Below are 16,375 nucleotides of genomic sequence, written 5' to 3'. Positions count from 1 at the left end.
CAAGTGCCGCCCAGGCACTGGAAAACAACCGGAGGAGCCGCAGTGGCCACCAAGCCCAGGTTCACCAAGCAAGGCACCACCCCCGACGAGATATCCGAGGGGCACACCGAAGATCCGGCGGGCAAGCACCCGGTGGACGAGAAGCTGCCGCCGCTGAAGATGGCGACGACCGGCCTCCAGCACGTCGCCGCCATGTACGCGGGCGTCGTCGCGCCGCCGCTCATCGTGGGCGCCGCCGTGGGCCTTTCGCCCAAGGAGCTCACCTTCCTGACCGGCGCCTGCCTGTTCACCGCGGGACTCGCCACCTTCCTCCAGACGCTCGGCATCTGGAAGATCGGCGCCCGCCTGCCGTTCGTCAACGGCGTCACCTTCGCCGGTGTCGCGCCCATGATCGCGGTCGTCAACTCGACCGACGACAAGAAGGACGCGCTGCCCGTCATCTTCGGCGCGGTGATCGTCGCCGGCGTGCTCGGCTTCATCGCCGCTCCCTTCTTCAGCAAGCTCGTGCGCTTCTTCCCGCCGGTCGTGACCGGCACGGTCATCACCCTCATCGGCGTCTCGCTGATGCCCGTCGCGTTCGGCTGGGCCCAAGGCCCCAACCCCGCGGCCAAGGACTACGGGTCGACGACCTATCTCACGCTCGCGGGCATCACCCTGGTCATCGTCCTGCTGCTGCGCCGGTTCACCAGGGGCTTCGTGAAGCAGATCGCCGTACTGCTCGGCCTGGTCATCGGCACCCTCGTCGCGATCCCCTTCGGTGTCACGGACTTCAGCCCGATCGGCGACGCGGACGTCATCGGCTTCCCGACGCCGTTCCACTTCGGCGCCCCGCAGTTCGCCGCCGCCGCGATCGTCTCCCTGTGCGTCGTCATGGTCGTCTCGATGACGGAGTCCACGGCCGACATGCTGGCGCTCGGTGAGATCGTGGAACGCCCCGCCGACGAGAAGACCATTGCGGCCGGTCTGCGGGCGGACACGCTGGGTACGGCGCTCAGCCCGTTCTTCAACGGCTTCATGTGCAGCGCCTTCGCCCAGAACATCGGCCTCGTCGCGATGACGAAGATCCGCAGCCGGTACGTCGTCGCCGCGGGCGGCGGCTTCCTCGTCCTGATGGGCCTGTGCCCGATGGCCGCTTCCCTGATCGCGGTCGTGCCCCGGCCCGTCCTCGGCGGCGCGGGCGTCGTGCTCTTCGGCTCGGTCGCGGCGAGCGGCATCCAGACCCTGGTCAAGGCGAACCTGGAGCGGGACAACAACGTTCTGATCGTGGCCGTCTCGCTGGCCGTCGGGCTCATCCCGATCGCGGCGCCGGAGTTCTACCACGCCTTCCCCGAGACCGCGAAGATCATCCTGGATTCGGGTATTTCCACGGGCTGTGTGGCCGCGGTGGTCCTCAACCTCCTCTTCAACCACCTCGGCCGCAGCGAGGACGCGGACGAGGTCACGGCACCGATGGAACCGGGTGGTGAGATCGCCCAAACGCGCACGGTCGCGGAGTCATCCGCGGGGGCAGGGTCTTCCGCAGCAGGGGTGCACTGACGTAACGTGCGTGACGCCGCCGGACCGTATGGCGGAAGTTACTTTCCAGTAAACCCGGATGCCGGTCCCGCGTGAGCCGCAGCGCGACGGGACCGGCCCCGGCGTCACAGCACGGAAGAAGCGCCACCCATGAATGACACCCCTGACGCGCAGGCAGTGCAGGACGAGCGCGAAGTGTCCGGCGTAGGCGACGTGCACGCCGTATCTGAAGTGTCCGAAGTGCCCGACGTGCATCCGGTGGACGAGATCCTGACGCCCGGCCGCATGGCGGTCGCCAGCTTCCAGCACGTCGCCTCCATGTACGCGGGCGCGGTCTCCGTGCCGATCGTCATCGCGGTCGCCTCGAAGATGTCTGCGGGGGACACCGCCGTACTCATGGCCGGCAGCCTCCTGATGGCGGGCCTCGCGACGCTCCTCCAGACGCTCGGTATCGGCAACTTCATCGGCTCACGCCTCCCGTTCGTCAACGGGGTCTCGTTCGCAGGTGTGGGCGTCATGCTGACGATCCTCGCCACCGAGGGCGGCGTTCAGGCGGGCATGCCGGTCGTCTTCGGTGCGATCCTGGTGTCCAGCGTCTTCGGCTTCCTGGTCTCCACGTACTTCTCGCGGCTGGTGAAGTTCTTCCCGCCGGTGGTCACCGGCTCGGTGATCACGCTCATCGGCGTCTCGCTGTTCCCCGTCGCCTACGGCTGGATCGTCGATCCGACCGCGCACTCCCACCGCAACGACCCGAAGAACATCGCCCTGACGGCGGCGACGGTCCTGGTCATGCTGGTGCTCCAGAAGTTCACGACCGGCTTCCTCAAGCAGATCGCCATGCTCATCGCGCTGGTCTTCGGCACGCTCCTGGCGATCCCGATGGGTCTCGCCGACTTCTCGGCCCTCAAGGAGGCGGACGCCTTCGGCCTCCCGAGCCTGCTGCACTGGGGCGCCCCGTCCTTCTCCCTCGCGCCGATCCTCTCCATGTGCGTCGTGATGCTCGTGATCCTCACGGAATCGACCGCCGACATGATCGCGCTCGGCAAGATCGTGGACCGACCGGTCGACGAGAAGACGATCGCCCGCGGCCTGCGCGCCGACGCCCTCGGCTCGGCCGTCAGCCCCTTCTTCAACGGGTTCCACAACTCGGCGTTCGCGCAGAACATCGGCCTCGTCGTGATCTCCGGCGTCCGCAGCCGCTTCGTCGTCGCCCTGTCCGGCGCGATCCTCATCCTCATCGGCCTCAGCCCCGCCGCGGGCGCGCTGATCGCGGTGGTCCCGATGCCGGTTCTCGCGGCCGTCTCGCTCTTCCTCTTCGGCTCGATCGCCCTCTCGGGCATCCAGATGCTGCTCCGCGCCGACCTGCACCGCAGTGACAACACCCTGATCGCCGTCGTCACCATCGGCGTCGGCCTCATTCCGGCGGTGAACAGCTCGTTCTACGCGTCCTTCCCCGACTGGGCGCAGATCGTCCTCGGCTCGGGCATCTCGACGGGCTGCATCCTGGCGGTCAGCCTGAACCTCCTCTTCAACCACCTGGGCAGGAAGGCCGGTTCGGCCACGGCGCCCGAACCGGCCCTCCCACACTGACCGTCACTCCTACCTGCTCCTACTGCTCCGCCTGTTTCGTCTGCGCCGCGGGTTTCGTCGGCCGTCCGCCGGGCTCGCGCAGCATCCGTACGAGCAGCCAGCCGAGCGCCGGCAGCACGGCCAGCGGCGCGAGTGCGGTCCGCAGGGAAGTGGCGTCCGCGAGGGCGCCGATCGCGGGACTCGCGAGCCCGCCGACGCTGACGGCAAGACCCAGGGTGACGCCACTCGCGGTGCCCACGCGCCGGGGCAGGTAGTCCTGGCCGAGCGTGATGTGCAGCGAGAACGGTACGTACAGACCGGCCGACGTCAGCGCCACGCACACGTAGAGCGCGGGACCCGGGACGAAGACGACCCCGGCGACGGCGAGGACCGTCAGGGCGTACGACCAGCGCAGCACCGGCACGCGGCCGAAGCGGGTGGCGAGCCTGCCGCCCGCCACGGTGCCCGCCGCGCCGCCGATGTAGAGCACGAACAGCGCGGCCGTACCCGCCACCTCACCGCCGCCCGCACGCTGGCGCGCGTAGAGCGAGATGAACGCGCTCAGGCCGACGAAGACGACCGAGCGGCACATGATGGCGCCCGTCAGCTTGAGGAACGACGGCCAGTCGTCCCTTCCGTCCGCCGCGAGCGCGGGTCCAGCCGCCGCCGGGGCGGCCCTCCTGCCCGAGCGCAGGGCGGCCACGCACAGGGCCGCTCCGGCCAGGCCGGGGACGACGAGGAGCGGCGACGCGTGCAGCCCGCCGGTGGCGACGACGGCCGAGACGAGCAGGGGCGCGGTGGCGAATCCGAGGTTGCCGCCCAGGGAGAACCAGCCCATGGCCGTATGGCTGCCACGGCTCGCGACGCGGGCCACGCGCGCGGCCTCCGGATGGTAGGCGGCGACCCCGATCCCGGACACCGCGACCACCGCCAGCGTGAGGGCGTACGAGTCGCCGACGCCGGCCAGCGCCACACCGCCCCCGCCCACCACGCAGCTCACCGGCAGCAGCCACGGCATCGCCCACCGGTCGGTGAGCGCGCCGAACAACGGCTGCACCACCGACGACAGCAGGGACGCGGCCAGGAGGATCCCGGAGGCGGCGGCATAGGTGTAGGCCCGCTCGGAGACGAAGAACGGCACCAGGGCGGCCACCGCGCCCTGATAGACGTCCACGCACGCGTGCCCGAGGGCGAGCAGGGTGATGGGCCCGCGCCGGGAGGCCGGTGGTCCGGGGGCGGCTGTTGGTTCGGCCGTGGGCGCGGGGAGACGGAGGTCCGGTTGTCTGACACCCGCCCATCGTCCGCACGGGCCCTGGTGGCGCGCTTCCGATAAAGTGCCAACGTATGCCGAACATCCGCCACCAGCCCGAGGCACCCACCCACACCCGGAAGCTTGCGGCGGGCGGGCGGATCGACCCGCACCGGCACGACGAGCACCAGATCATCTACGCGGGCTCAGGAGTCCTCGCCGTCACCACCGACGCCGGCACCTGGTTCGCACCCGGCACCCGCGCCATCTGGGTACCGGCCGGCTGCGTCCACGCCCACCGCGCCCACGGCCACCTCGACCTGCACACGCTCGGCCTGCCCGCCCGGGTCAACCCGCTCGGCCTGGACGTGCCCACCGTCCTGACCGTCAGCCCGCTGCTGCGCGAACTGCTCCTCGCCGCCACCCGCGGCCCCCACGACGACACCCCCGAGAGCAGGCGCCTGCGCGCCGTCCTCCTCGACCAGCTGAGGGCATCCCCGCAGCAGCCACTCCAGCTCCCCACCCCCACCGACCCACGCCTGAAAGCGGTCTGCGACCTCCTGTACGACGACCCGGCCGACCCCCGGCCCCTGGCCGCGTTCGGAAGGGCGTCCGGAGCCGGTGAACGCACGCTGAGCCGCCTCTTCCGCCGCGAACTGGGCATGACCTTCCCCCAGTGGCGCACCCAGCTCCGCCTGTACCACGCGCTGCGGATGCTGGCGGAGGGGGAGCCGGTCACGGCGGTCGCGCACCGCTGCGGCTGGTCCTCCACCAGTGCCTTCATCGACGTGTTCCGCCGCGCGTTCGGCACCACGCCGGGGGAGTACAGCCGCGGTTAGGGCCGCAGGCTGTCCGGCCGCGGACTGTCCCTCCCGCGTCGGCTGTCCGGCCTTCGGCCGTTTGGGGCTCGGGAATTGGTGCCGTCGGGTCAACTCCCGCACAGGGCGGCGGTCCTGACCGAGCCGCCCTTGTTCTCGTCGTCCGTACCGAGCACCGCGTCACGCGACCCGGGCACACACTCCAGCGCCTCGACCTTGAATCCGGTGAACTTCCCCAGCACCTCAGGAGACGTGGAGACCGTCAGTCGCACCGCCCCCGTCCCCGAGATCCGCACGCGTCCCGCCAAGCTCACCGCCGAGTCGAACGGCCCGTCGTCGCCCGCGTCCGACGCCGAACTGACGAGCATCCGCCCGTCATCGGTCACCGAGATGTCGGACACGTGCCGGACGTCACCCGTCGGGTACGGAGCCCGGAACGACGCCTGCTGCAGTGCCCCGAACTTCGCTTCCCCGTACTGGTTGTAGGAGAACGGCGCCGCGAAGACCGTCGCGGGCCGCCCGGCCCCGTCTCCCCGGTCCGCCCACACGGCCGCGAGCTTCCCCTGCTTCGAGGCCAGCGCGAAGCTCTCGAAGTCGTCGCCCTCGCCGATCCCGGGGAGCGGCGAGAGGTCGAGCACCTTCACCGTGCTGCCGGTCAGCTGGAGGTGGTAGACGAGTCCCCGGCTGGCCAGGGCCACATACTCGCCGGGCGCGCCCGGCACGGCCTCGACGGCCTCCAGGTCGTTCGGCTCCGCGCCGTCCCAGGTGACCGGGGTGACGTCGGCGGAGGCGGACTCGCCCGCGCTGTAGGTGAGTTGGGCGATCCGGTTGTCACCCGGCCTCTTGTTGTCGCGCACGATGAGCGCGTGGACCGTGTTGCCGGAGTGCTCCGTGAGGGCGAGCCCGCTGACGCCGGACTTCACATCGTCGCCTACCTGTACCCAGGGGCCCGCGGCTCCCGCCCGGCCGGCCGCCACCAGGGCAAGGGTCGCGGTGGCGGCGGCGAGCAGTGACTTGTGACGGAGCTGCATGGGCGGGCCTCTCGCTTCGTGGTGACGCGCGTAGACGCGTGGCTGCCCGGGACCGTAGCGATCATGGTGAGCCGGGGCAAGTGGCGGATGGGTCGATCGGGGTACGCGGAAGCGGCACGCCCGGCACCCGCGGATGCCGAACGCGCCGCCTCACGGCGGGAGTTGTCAGCCGATGTGGAAGCTGTCCCCGTACACCTTCCAGTCCAGCGGCGGGTCCAGATTCAGGTTGCCGTTCTCCAGGAAGACGCGCTGTGCGGTGTCGACGCGGCTCGTGTCGCTGTGGGCCTCCTCCTGCTTCATGGCCCACACCCGCGCGTCGAGGAACGCGTTCAGGTACGCAACCTCGTCGCCGCCCTGTGCCGGGGGCTCGGCCTGGGCGAGGGCGCGCTTGCGGATGTTGCGGAAGCTGGTCGCGTCATCGCCGTCGCCGTGCATCACGATGGCGTCGTAGTAAGCGAACTGCCCGAGCGTGCCGATGCCGTCCGCCTTGCCCTGCGAGACCGCCGGGTTGAAGTACACGCGGTCGCGCTCGTCGTTCTGGGCCTGCTGGAACGCGGAGTCCTCGGCCGCCTCCTCCCAGTCGCGCTCGTAGTCGGGGTCGAGGCCTTCGTGCGAGTCGGTGCCGTCCACCTCGCGCAGGGCGGGCAGGTACTTCGCGAGGACGTTGCCGGGCTTGCGCTGCGTGTAGAGCTCCACGAGGTCGAGCATGTCGCCGGTGCCGGAACAGAAGCCGATGATCCCGGCGGTGTAGCCGCGGCCGTCGCCGATGTCCTCGATGTAGCCGTACTGGGCCTTCCAGTCGAGCGAGGAGTTCTCCGCGCTCGACACCAGCTTCATGGCGATCTCTTTCTTCGCCGGGTCGTCGAGCCCGTCCGCGGACACGGGCGTGGCCGTCGCGAGCTGGGTCGTGAGGAGCGGAGCCGCGACGACCGAGGCGCCGATCAGGGCGAGCAGGGTGCGTCGGGACGTGTGTATGTGGGGGGTGTGCACGGGACCTCCATGGGGGAGTTCGTCGTTCCGCGAACTGTTAGGAAGGTTTCCTACCAGAGATTGCGGGTGACGTATACCCGTCAAGCGGAAGGGAGTTGGGGGTCCGGGGTGGGGTGGGGCGGGCGGCGCGATTCGGGGAAGGGCAGGCCGACACCGTCCGCCAAGAGGTTGTGCAACTGGCGCTCGCTCACAGCGAGTTGCCGGGCCGCCTCCGTGATGGGGGCCCGGCCGGTCGCGCCCCGGCAGAACCTTCGCCAGGGCGCGAGCGCGGCGTCGGGGTCAGGCGCGGTCCTGAGCGCCGCGGGCCCTGGCGCGAGCCGGCGGCCCGCGTCGCTCGGCAGTGCCTCCTACGGCTCGGCGTGGCCGGCGAATCAGAGGCCGAAGGAGCGTGGGTCCGACGCGAGTGCCCGGAAGTATTCGCGCGGATTCGCCACGAGCTTGCGCTCCTTGAGGTCCATCAGGCCCCCCACCCCGGTCAGTTCGGCCGCGAGCGTGCCGTCGGTCTTGCGCACCGACTGCTCGATCCGGAACGTCTTGCCCTCCGTCCACACGAACGCACAACTCACGTCCAGTTCGTCGCCCGCGCGCAGCTCGCGGCGGTAGCGGATGGTCGTCTCCAAGGTGACCGGGCCGACCCCCTTCGCCAGCAGGTCGGCCTGCCGGATCCCGCCCTGCTGGAGCAGCGCCCATCGCGCGTGCTCCGCGTACTGCAGATACACGCTCTGATTGAGGTGCCCCTGCGAATCGGTCTCGTACCCGCGCACTTGTATGTGCACGGTGAACGGCTCGGCCACAATTTTCCCTTCGACGGTTACTACGGCTGCTGGGACTGGTGTTTCGGCCACGGCTACGGGGTCTGCTTCCGCTGCGGCTACTTCGGCTGGCACGGTGTCACGCCCGTCTCGGTGACGCCAGCAAGTACCGCCCACCGGTGCGGGGTTCGGCGTGCTCGCTGACCTGCCACCCCGCCCGCTCCAACGCGGCGGCGCAGCCCGTGATTCCGCCCGGCCCGCGTCCCCGTACGGCCACGGCCTCCGGCTGTGGTGTCCCGCCGACCCGGTGGCCGTCCCCGGCGTCACCCTCCGCCGGCCGGCAGCCCGCAGCTTCCAGGGCGAGGGCGGCGGCCTGCACCAGATGAGCGCGCTCCCAGGCGCACGGGCGGTCGGTGACGCCCCCCGGATTGGTCATCCGGCGCATCTCCACGAGCCCTTGCCAGGCGCTGCGCACCTCGCGCGCCCGCGCCGGGCCGTCCGGGACCGGCGGCTCTCCGCCGACCCGCGCCGCAAACGGGCCGCCGACCGATGCTGCCGGTGGCGGGGGCTGTTCGGCGCGCTCCCGTTCGTCCCCCGCCTCCCGTATCCGGTGTCCGGCCGGTGTCAGGAAGTGGCCGTGCGGAGGGCGTGGGTGCCGGAACGCGAGCTTCATCAGGACGAGGCGCGCGAGCTGGGCCTCGCCGCCCTTGAGGCGCCCGGTGACCGGGTCGGCCTCCTCGACGATGCGCCGCTGCGCGGCGGTCAGCGGCCTGGTCATGACGCCACCCCCTGATCCTGTCCCTCGGCCGGTACGTGCTTCGTACGTGCTCCGTACGTGCTCCGTACGTTCCGATGGTGCAGTACGGGTCTGACAACGGGGTCCGACAAGGAGGTCCGACAAGGAGGTCCGGCGACGGGGTCTGACGACGGGGGCTGACAACGGCCGGGTCCGATGGCGTATCAGGGCCGCAGATTCCACCTGGCGACGACCGGACGGCCGTGCTCCGTGCTGAGCCTGCTGACCGTGCCCGTGGCCAGCAGGAAATGCGCGCCGTCCGCAGGTGTCAGGCCGAGCCTGCGCGCGGTGAGGACCCGGAGGAAGTGGCCGTGGCCGACGAGGACGACGCTGCCCTCGTTCTCCGAGAGGGCGGCGTCCACCTTCGCGAGCATGCGGTCGGCCCGCGCCCCCACCTCTTCGGGGCTCTCGCCGGGGTGTTCCGGAGGTCCGGGCGCGACCCCGTCCGTGAAGAGGAACCAGCCGGGCCGGGTGCGATGGATCTCGAGCGTCGTGACGCCCTCGTAGGCGCCGTAGTCCCACTCGCGCAGGTCGGCGTCGACCCGCACGTTCTTGAGACCCGCGAGCTGCGCGGTCTCGTACGCCCGCACCATCGGGCTCGAGAAGACGGCGCCGATGTGATAGCTGCCGACGAGCGGTGCGAGCTTGCGCGCCTGCTCGCGGCCGTTCTCCGTCAGCGGGATGTCGGTCGAGCCCGTGTGCTGCCCTGACAGGGCCCACTCGGTCTCGCCGTGCCGGACCAGCAGCAGGTCACCCATGCGACTGTCCTGTTCTCTCCGAGGCCGTTCTCTCCGAGGCCGCCGTCGTTCGGGCCCGGCGATCTTGCCAGGGCCCGTCGTTCGAACCGTACACGCGGTGCGGGAGGGACGCCCGGCCTTGATTGTCAGACCCCGCCCGTAAGGTCGTAGACGTCGCCGGTCCCGCCGGACGAGGACGACGCACGCCGCACCGATCAGGGCGTACCCATGCCTGCCGACCAGGGAAAGGAGCCCGGCCATGACGGAGCAGACCGACCGTAGGGGCATCACCGTCGCCGCGGCCGCCGTGTTCCTTCCCGCGCCCCTGCCGCGCGAGAGCAGCGTCGCGTTCTGGTACCCGGACGGCACGGACCTGCCCGGCGCCACCCCGCTCACCGTCGTCCGGCCGCACGGTGCGGGCGCCCGCGCCCGGACGGTGCCCGCGGTCCGGCTGCCCGTCACCGACGCCCTGCCCCTGCTCGTGCGGGCCCGGCACACCCCCGGAGCCCATCCCGCCGCGGCCTGCTGGGGCGCCGCCGCTCTGCACGCCCTGCACCTCGTGGGCCGCGGCCGTCTCCTGCCCGGTCTCACGGCCTCCGACCACGACGCGTGGCGCGCGGGCCCTCTCGACGCGGACGACATCGCCCAGCTGCGGGCCATCGCCGCCGCCATGCCGTACGAGGCCCATGCCGCGCCGGTGGAGGGCTCCAAGCCGCTGCGGCTGCCCGAGCCCGAGGCCCTTGTGCGCGCGTTCCTCGACGCGGTCGCCGATTCCCTGCCGCGCAGCCCCGCCGCCCCCTTCGCGGCCGGGGCGCCCTTCGCCTCCTTCGCGCCGCAGCACCTGCCCGCCGCGCGTGCCTGGGCGGTCGAGGCGGCCGCCGGGATGGACGCGGGCGTACGGGTGTCCCTGCGCCTCGACCTCTCGAACTTCACGCTCTTCGACACGGATGACGCTGCCGATGCCACCGACCCCGCCTCCGCCGGTGAGGACGGCCCGGGAGGCCCAGGTGCCGAGGAGCGGCGGCGGGCCGGGGCCGCCCTCGTCCAGGTGCACAGCCTCGCCGACCCCACCCAGGTCGTCGACGCCGCGCGGCTCTGGGCCGGCGACGGCGAGGCGCACTTCGGGCCGCGCGCCCGGATCGACGCCGTCCTCGCCCTGCGCCGCGCCGCCCGCGTCTGGCCCCCGCTCGGCCGCGTCCTGGAGCGTGACGTGCCCGACGTCCTCGCACTCTCCGAGGGCGAGCTGCTCGACCTGCTCGGCCCGGCCGCGGCCCGCCTCGCGGACGCGGGCGTCGAGGTCCACTGGCCCAGGGACCTGGCCCGCGCCCTCACCGCCACCGCCGTGGTGCGCGCCGCCGCGCCCGGCTCCGCCACGGACGGCACCCCGTTCTTCGACGGCGAGGAACTCCTCAAGTTCAACTGGCAGTTGGCGCTCGACGGTGACCCTCTCACCGAGCGCGAGATGGACGAACTCGCCGAGTCCCACCGGCCCGTCGTCCGGCTGCGCGACCAATGGGTCGTCGTCGACCCCGACCTCGTACGCAAAGCCCGCAAGCGTGAGCTGGGCCTGCTCCAGCCCGTCGACGCCCTCGCCGTCGCCCTCACCGGAGAGGCCGACATCGACGGCGAGCGCGTCGAGGCCGTCCCCACCGGAGTCCTCGCCCACCTCCGCGACCGGCTCGTCGAAGGCCCCTCCGCCGCCACCCAGCCCGCGGGCCTGCACGCCACGCTCCGCGACTACCAGCTGCGGGGCCTGGCCTGGCTCGACCTCATGACCTCGCTCGGCCTCGGCGGCTGTCTCGCCGACGACATGGGCCTCGGCAAGACGGTCACCCTCATCGCGCTCCACCTGCGCAGGGACAAGGCGGCGCCCACCCTCGTCGTCTGCCCGGCGTCGCTCCTCGGGAACTGGCAGCGCGAGATCACCCGCTTCGCCCCCGGCGTCCCCGTCCGCCGCTTCCACGGCACCGACCGCACCCTCGACGGCCTCGACGGCGGCTTCGTCCTCACCACGTACGGCACCCTGCGCACCCGCGCCGCCGAACTGGCCGGGCACACCTGGGGCATGGTCGTCGCCGACGAGGCGCAGCACATCAAGAACCCCTTCTCCGCCACCGCCAAGGCGCTGCGCACGATCCCGTCGCCCGCCCGCATCGCGCTCACCGGCACGCCCGTGGAGAACAACCTCTCCGAGCTGTGGGCCCTGCTCGACTGGACGACCCCCGGGCTGCTCGGCCCCCTCAAGTCCTTCCGCGCCCGCCACGCGCGCGCCGTCGAGACCGGTGAGGACGCCGAGGCCGTCGAGCGCCTGGCCCGCCTCGTGCGGCCGTTCCTGCTCCGCCGCAAGAAGTCCGACCCCGGGATCGTCCCCGAGCTGCCGCCCAAGACCGAGTCTGACCACCCGGCCCCCCTCACCCGGGAACAGGCCTCGCTCTACGAGGCGGTCGTCCGCGAGGCGATGGCGGAGATCGAGGCCGCCGAGGGCATCGCACGCCGCGGCCTGATCATGAAGCTCCTCACGTCGCTCAAGCAGATCTGCAACCACCCGGCGCAGTTCCTCAAGGAAGCGGACGCCCCGCGCGCCCGCCTCACCGGCCGCTCCGGCAAGCTCGCCCTGCTCGACGAACTCCTCGACACGATCCTCGCGGAGGACGGCTCCGTCCTCATCTTCACGCAGTACGTGTCGATGGCCCGCCTCCTCGCCGCCCATCTCGCCGCCCGAGCGGTCCCCTCCCAACTCCTGCACGGCGGCACCCCCGTGGCCGAACGCGAGCGGATGGTCGACCGCTTCCAGTCCGGCGAGGTCCCCGTCTTCCTGCTCTCCCTGAAGGCCGCCGGCACCGGCCTGAACCTCACCCGCGCGGGCCACGTCGTCCACTTCGACCGCTGGTGGAACCCGGCCGTCGAGGAGCAGGCCACCGACCGGGCCTACCGCATCGGCCAGACCCAGCCCGTCCAGGTGCACCGCCTCATCACCGAGGGCACCGTCGAGGACCGCATCGCCGAGATGCTCGCCGCGAAGAAGGCCCTCGCGGACGCCGTGCTCGGCTCCGGCGAAGCCGCCCTGACCGAGCTGACCGACCGGGAGCTCGCCGACCTCGTCTCCCTCAGGAGGACGGCATGACACGGAGGACGGCATGACACCCCACACGCCGGGCCGCGCAGGCGCGCACGCCCAGGCCCGCGCCCGCGTCGACGACCGCCGCCGCACCTTCCCGCCCCTGCCGCCCCGCACCCGCACGGCCGACGACTTCGCCCTGACCTGGTGGGGGAACGCATGGGTGGACGCCCTCGTGGACACGGCGCTCGACCCGGCCCGCCTCACCCGCGGCCGCGCCTACGCCGACCGCGGACACGTCGACGCCATCACCGCGACCCCCGGCCGCGTCATGGCCTACGTCCACGGCTCACGCCCCAGGCCGTACCGCACGGAGATCCGCCTGCGCACCCTCCACGACGACGACTGGGAGCGCATCCTCGACACGGCGGCCGCCCGCCCCGACCACATGGCCGCGCTCCTCGACAAGGACGTGCCGCACGCCCTGGCCGCCGTCGCCGACCTCCTGCCTGCCGTCGGTGACCTGATCCCCGACTGCTCCTGCCCGGACGACGGTTACCCCTGCAAGCACGCGGCCGCGCTCTGCTACCAGACGGCACGACTGCTCGACGAGGACCCGTTCGTCCTCTTCCTGCTGCGCGGCCGTGGCGAACAGGAGCTCCTCGCCGACCTCACCCGGCGCAACGCGGCGCGGGCCGCCGGCGAGCGCTCCGCCACGGCCCCGGCGCTGCCCTCGGTCGCGGCGCGCGAAGCCCTCGCGCCCCGCACGCTGCCGCTTCTGCCCCCACCGTTCCCGGTCCCCGCGCACCCGGGCCGCCCGCCCGTCTACCCGCACGCGTCCGGCGCCCCCGACCCGCTCGCCCTCGACCTGCTCGCCACCGAGGCCGCGGCCCGTGCCCATACGTTCCTCACCCGGGGCATCGACCCGATCGCCGGACTCACCCCCTGGCAGGACGCGGTCCGGCTCGCCGCCGCCCACCCCGGCTCCGGCCTCGCGGCGTCCACACGCGCCCTGTACAAGTCCCTCGCGCAGGGCACCGGACGCACGGCCACCGACCTGGCCCGCGCCGTCGCCGCCTGGCGCCAGGGCGGACTGGCGGGCCTGGCCGTCCTGGAAGAGGAGTGGGACCCGCCGGCCGGCCCCTTCGACCGGGCCCGCCCGGCCCTCATCGCCGCGGACTTCCCCCACTTCCGCCCCCACCGCAACAGGCTGTCCACCGACAACCTCCAGCTCCGCCTCGGCCGCGAAGGCCTCTGGTACGGCTACGAGTCGGACCCGGGCCGTGAGGACTGGTGGCCGAGAGGCACCCCCGACACGGACCCCGTCGGAGCCCTCACGGCACTGCTCGGCCGGTGACGCGTCGCCTCACAACGCCTCCGCCCACCGGGACAGCGTCGTGAAGTCCGTCTCGCGCAGCCCGTGGCGCGGATGGATGCGCAGGAGCAGGGCCGGAGCGTCGTGGTGCGCGGTCACATGGCGGGAGTCCAGATCCGTGATCATGTCGTCGACCCACGCGAAGGGCCGCCCGGCCGCCCAGTCGAGCAGCGGGCGCGTCTTCCAGTAGAGGCCGTCGGGATCCCTGGCGAACAGCTCGGGCCACTCGATCACCGGGAGCGCGGCGGGCAGTCCGATCGCCGGGCCGATCATCTCGTTCGCCTCGTGCATCCACGTGGTCGCCCAGACCAGTTGGAAGGGCAGGCCGGCCAGGCGCCGGCCGTGGGACGGGTTGAGCACGACCCGTAACCCGCGGCGGTGACGGCGCGAGCCGGGGACCTGGCGCGAGAGCCAGTTCGCCGGGTGGACGCGGTGAGCGGCGTAACCGCGCAGACGGGGGAGGCGGGCGGCGTACGGGTTGAGGGGCCCGTCGACGTCCAGGAGGAGCAGCGGCCTGTGTGTCATGCAGAGGTACTGCCCACCGAGGCCGGTGATCGCTCATGGCGACGTCGGACACACGGTCAGCGCACGCTCGGGGCCGCCGAGTCGATGAACCTCGTCAGGGCTTCCTTGCACCGCTGTGACCGCCGGTCCCGGTCCTCCTCGTCCACCGCCTCGTGCAGACAGTTCGCCAACTCGAAGGAATTCTCCGCCAGTTGGCGCGTGTCCGCGCGGTCGCACACCAACTGGAGCCGCGCCAGCGCCTGCCGCGCGCTGATCCGCGCCTCGTACGAGGCGAAGCGGGCCTCCTCCGCCTGCGTGGAACCCGGCACCTCATGGGCCCGGAACCAGCGGTCGTTCTGACTGCGCCGGTAGTCGAACAGGGCCCCGGCGAACGCGCTGTAGCTGGAGATCCGCTCCTGACGCAGCTGCTCGGCGCGGGCGAGTCCGGCGACCCGTTCAGTGGACCGCGCCTGGAAGAAGTGGGTGACGACGGAACCGAGCAGGGTGCCGAGCACGGCTATCAGCGCCGCATCCATGGGAGTTGCTCCTTGAGGGCCGTGAAGAATCCTGGGTGGGCGTGATTGCGGTCAGGGCGATTCGTCGTTTTCGGACGGGCCGGGGCGGTCCACCTCAAGCCGGTGCAGGATCTCGGAGTTAAGGGACCGCCGGGCGGATTTGGCTTGAGAAGTCAGCCACGCGTGGAGTTCTTCGGGAATCCGGAGTGTGATGCGCACTTCATGAACCTGAACCATGCTTTCAACTCTAGTGCTAATTTGGTGGCATGACGACACTGCGGACTGTTGAGGGGACTGGTCACGCCCGGTACACCTACCGGCTCCGCCTATCGTCAACTGCCCGGTCTGCTCTGCTCGGTGAGTGGGACCGATGTCGGTGGATCTGGAACGAGTGCGCCGCCCGGTCGAAGAAGGCCCACCGGGACGGTGAGGGATGCGGACCTGCCCGGTTGGACAAGATGCTGACCGAGGCCCGCCGCGCGAACGCGTGGCTGCGTGAGGGCAGCAGCGTTCCGCAGCAGCAGATCATCCGCGACTTCGCCAATTCCCGGGCCAAGGCGTTGAAGGACATCAAGGCCCGCCTGCCTCTACGGCAGCGCGCGGGGATGCCGAAATGGAGGAAGAAGCACACGGCGGACCCGAGCCTGAACTACACGAAACGCGGATTCCGGATCAAGGATGGCCACCTGCACCTTGCGGGAGGGATTGGCCTGACAGTGGTGTGGTCGCGGGACCTGCCCGGGCCTCCTTCATCCGTGAGGATCTACCGCGACAGTCTCGGTCACTGGTACGCCTCGTTCGTCGTCGCCGCGGCTACTGAAAGCCTGGCGGCCACCGGGCGGGACATTGGAATCGACTGGGGTGTGAAGGAGACCGCGACCACCACCAGCGACGCCCACGACCTACCGCACTGTGAGCACGGAAAGAGTTCTGCCGGGAAGCTGACCCGCTACCAGCGGATGATGGCCCGGCGTAAACCCAAGCGTGGGCAGCCCGGCTCGAAGGGCTACCGGAAAGCGAAGCGGCGGACGGCCAAACTGCACAAGAAGGTGGCGCGGCAGCGCGAGGACGACGGCCGCAAATGGGCCAAGCAAGTAGTCCGCGATCACGATCGGCTCGCAGTAGAGGACTTCAAGCCGAAGTTCCTCGCAAAGTCCACCATGGCCCGCAAAGCCGCTGATGCCGCAATCGGAGCAACAAAACAAGCGTTGATCCACATGGCGGCCAAACACGGCCGTGAACTGTACCTCGTCCACCCTGCGCACACCACCATGGAGTGCGCACAGTGCGGAGCAAGAGCCAAGCACGCGCTGCCTCTCTCAGAACGTACCTACACGTGTACCGCGTGCGGAACCGTCTCGCCCAGAGACAAGAATTCCGCACGTGTGATGCTCGTCCGGGCTGGTCTCGTACCCGGTTAGCGCTGATCGTGTAAGACCTTGTGGACCGCCGGTCCGCAGGCAACG

15 protein-coding genes are annotated in these 16,375 nt (G+C 71.4%); 6 read left to right on the top strand and 9 right to left on the bottom strand.

All coding sequences use genetic code 11. The annotated features are described in order from the left end of the window. Positions 1-42: 42 nt before the first annotated feature. Entirely contained in the window at positions 43-1,536 is a 1,494-nt protein-coding gene (locus tag AC07EJ_RS19620) for a nucleobase:cation symporter-2 family protein (protein WP_389482033.1), read from the top strand. A 129-nt stretch (positions 1,537-1,665) separates the two neighbouring features. After that, positions 1,666-3,105, top strand: a complete 1,440-nt coding sequence (locus tag AC07EJ_RS19615) for a nucleobase:cation symporter-2 family protein (protein WP_478884609.1) — start codon at positions 1,666-1,668, stop codon at positions 3,103-3,105. Positions 3,106-3,124: 19 nt separating this feature from the next. Here AC07EJ_RS19615 and AC07EJ_RS19610 read toward each other — a convergent pair whose 3' ends face one another. Further along, entirely contained in the window at positions 3,125-4,288 is a 1,164-nt protein-coding gene (locus AC07EJ_RS19610) for an MFS transporter (RefSeq protein WP_478884661.1), read from the bottom strand. Positions 4,289-4,428: 140 nt separating this feature from the next. Between AC07EJ_RS19610 and AC07EJ_RS19605 the strand changes: the two genes are divergently transcribed. Next, complete coding sequence (locus tag AC07EJ_RS19605) at positions 4,429-5,172, top strand: AraC family transcriptional regulator (RefSeq protein ID WP_478884608.1); 744 nt, start codon at positions 4,429-4,431, stop codon at positions 5,170-5,172. Positions 5,173-5,261: 89 nt separating this feature from the next. On the opposite strand, the gene AC07EJ_RS19600 is transcribed toward AC07EJ_RS19605, so the two are convergent. From AC07EJ_RS19600 to AC07EJ_RS19580, 5 genes are all read right to left on the bottom strand, one after another. Next, positions 5,262-6,182: a hypothetical protein gene (locus AC07EJ_RS19600; RefSeq protein WP_478884607.1), complete on the bottom strand. Its 921-nt coding sequence runs from the start codon at positions 6,180-6,182 to the stop codon at positions 5,262-5,264. Between the two features lie 165 nt (positions 6,183-6,347). Then, the gene (locus tag AC07EJ_RS19595; RefSeq protein WP_389482024.1) at positions 6,348-7,172 is read right to left on the bottom strand and encodes a chitosanase; all 825 of its coding nucleotides are present in this window, start codon (positions 7,170-7,172) and stop codon (positions 6,348-6,350) included. Positions 7,173-7,543: 371 nt separating this feature from the next. Then, positions 7,544-7,966 carry an acyl-CoA thioesterase gene (locus AC07EJ_RS19590; RefSeq protein WP_389482021.1) on the bottom strand — a complete coding sequence of 141 codons (423 nt, stop codon included), beginning with the start codon at positions 7,964-7,966 and terminating at the stop codon, positions 7,544-7,546. Between the two features lie 97 nt (positions 7,967-8,063). Then, positions 8,064-8,702 carry a hypothetical protein gene (locus tag AC07EJ_RS19585; RefSeq protein WP_389482019.1) on the bottom strand — a complete coding sequence of 213 codons (639 nt, stop codon included), beginning with the start codon at positions 8,700-8,702 and terminating at the stop codon, positions 8,064-8,066. A gap of 182 nt (positions 8,703-8,884) precedes the next feature. Next, a complete protein-coding gene (locus tag AC07EJ_RS19580; RefSeq protein ID WP_478884606.1) occupies positions 8,885-9,478 on the bottom strand; it encodes a histidine phosphatase family protein in 594 nt (197 codons plus the stop codon). Positions 9,479-9,716: 238 nt separating this feature from the next. On the opposite strand from AC07EJ_RS19580, the gene AC07EJ_RS19575 reads away from it, so the two are divergent. Together AC07EJ_RS19575 and AC07EJ_RS19570 are read left to right on the top strand one after the other, a co-directional pair. Continuing rightward, complete coding sequence (locus AC07EJ_RS19575; RefSeq protein ID WP_389482016.1) at positions 9,717-12,581, top strand: DEAD/DEAH box helicase; 2,865 nt, start codon at positions 9,717-9,719, stop codon at positions 12,579-12,581. Positions 12,582-12,594: 13 nt separating this feature from the next. Continuing rightward, entirely contained in the window at positions 12,595-13,872 is a 1,278-nt protein-coding gene (locus tag AC07EJ_RS19570; protein ID WP_478884605.1) for an SWIM zinc finger family protein, read from the top strand. Between the two features lie 9 nt (positions 13,873-13,881). Here the strand turns inward: AC07EJ_RS19570 and AC07EJ_RS19565 are convergent, their stop codons facing one another. Genes AC07EJ_RS19565 through AC07EJ_RS19555 form a run of 3 tightly spaced genes read right to left on the bottom strand, consistent with a single transcriptional unit; the run spans position 13,882 to position 15,146 of the window. Then, on the bottom strand, positions 13,882-14,415 hold the full coding sequence (locus tag AC07EJ_RS19565) for a hypothetical protein (protein ID WP_389482011.1): 534 nt from the start codon (positions 14,413-14,415) through the stop codon (positions 13,882-13,884). Positions 14,416-14,471: 56 nt separating this feature from the next. Continuing rightward, on the bottom strand, positions 14,472-14,930 hold the full coding sequence (locus AC07EJ_RS19560) for a hypothetical protein (protein WP_389482010.1): 459 nt from the start codon (positions 14,928-14,930) through the stop codon (positions 14,472-14,474). Between the two features lie 51 nt (positions 14,931-14,981). Continuing rightward, positions 14,982-15,146 (bottom strand): Arc family DNA-binding protein, encoded by a 165-nt coding sequence (locus tag AC07EJ_RS19555; RefSeq protein ID WP_478884604.1) that lies wholly within the window; start codon positions 15,144-15,146, stop codon positions 14,982-14,984. Between the two features lie 29 nt (positions 15,147-15,175). Between AC07EJ_RS19555 and AC07EJ_RS19550 the strand changes: the two genes are divergently transcribed. Beyond that, entirely contained in the window at positions 15,176-16,330 is a 1,155-nt protein-coding gene (locus AC07EJ_RS19550) for an RNA-guided endonuclease InsQ/TnpB family protein (protein ID WP_389482005.1), read from the top strand. The last annotated feature ends 45 nt before the right edge of the window (positions 16,331-16,375 follow it).

The sequence above is a fragment of the Streptomyces sp. NPDC045026 genome (genome assembly GCF_056432625.1).
The sequence above is the reverse complement of the archived record's forward strand: the minus strand, read 5'-3'. Positions and strand labels throughout refer to the sequence as shown.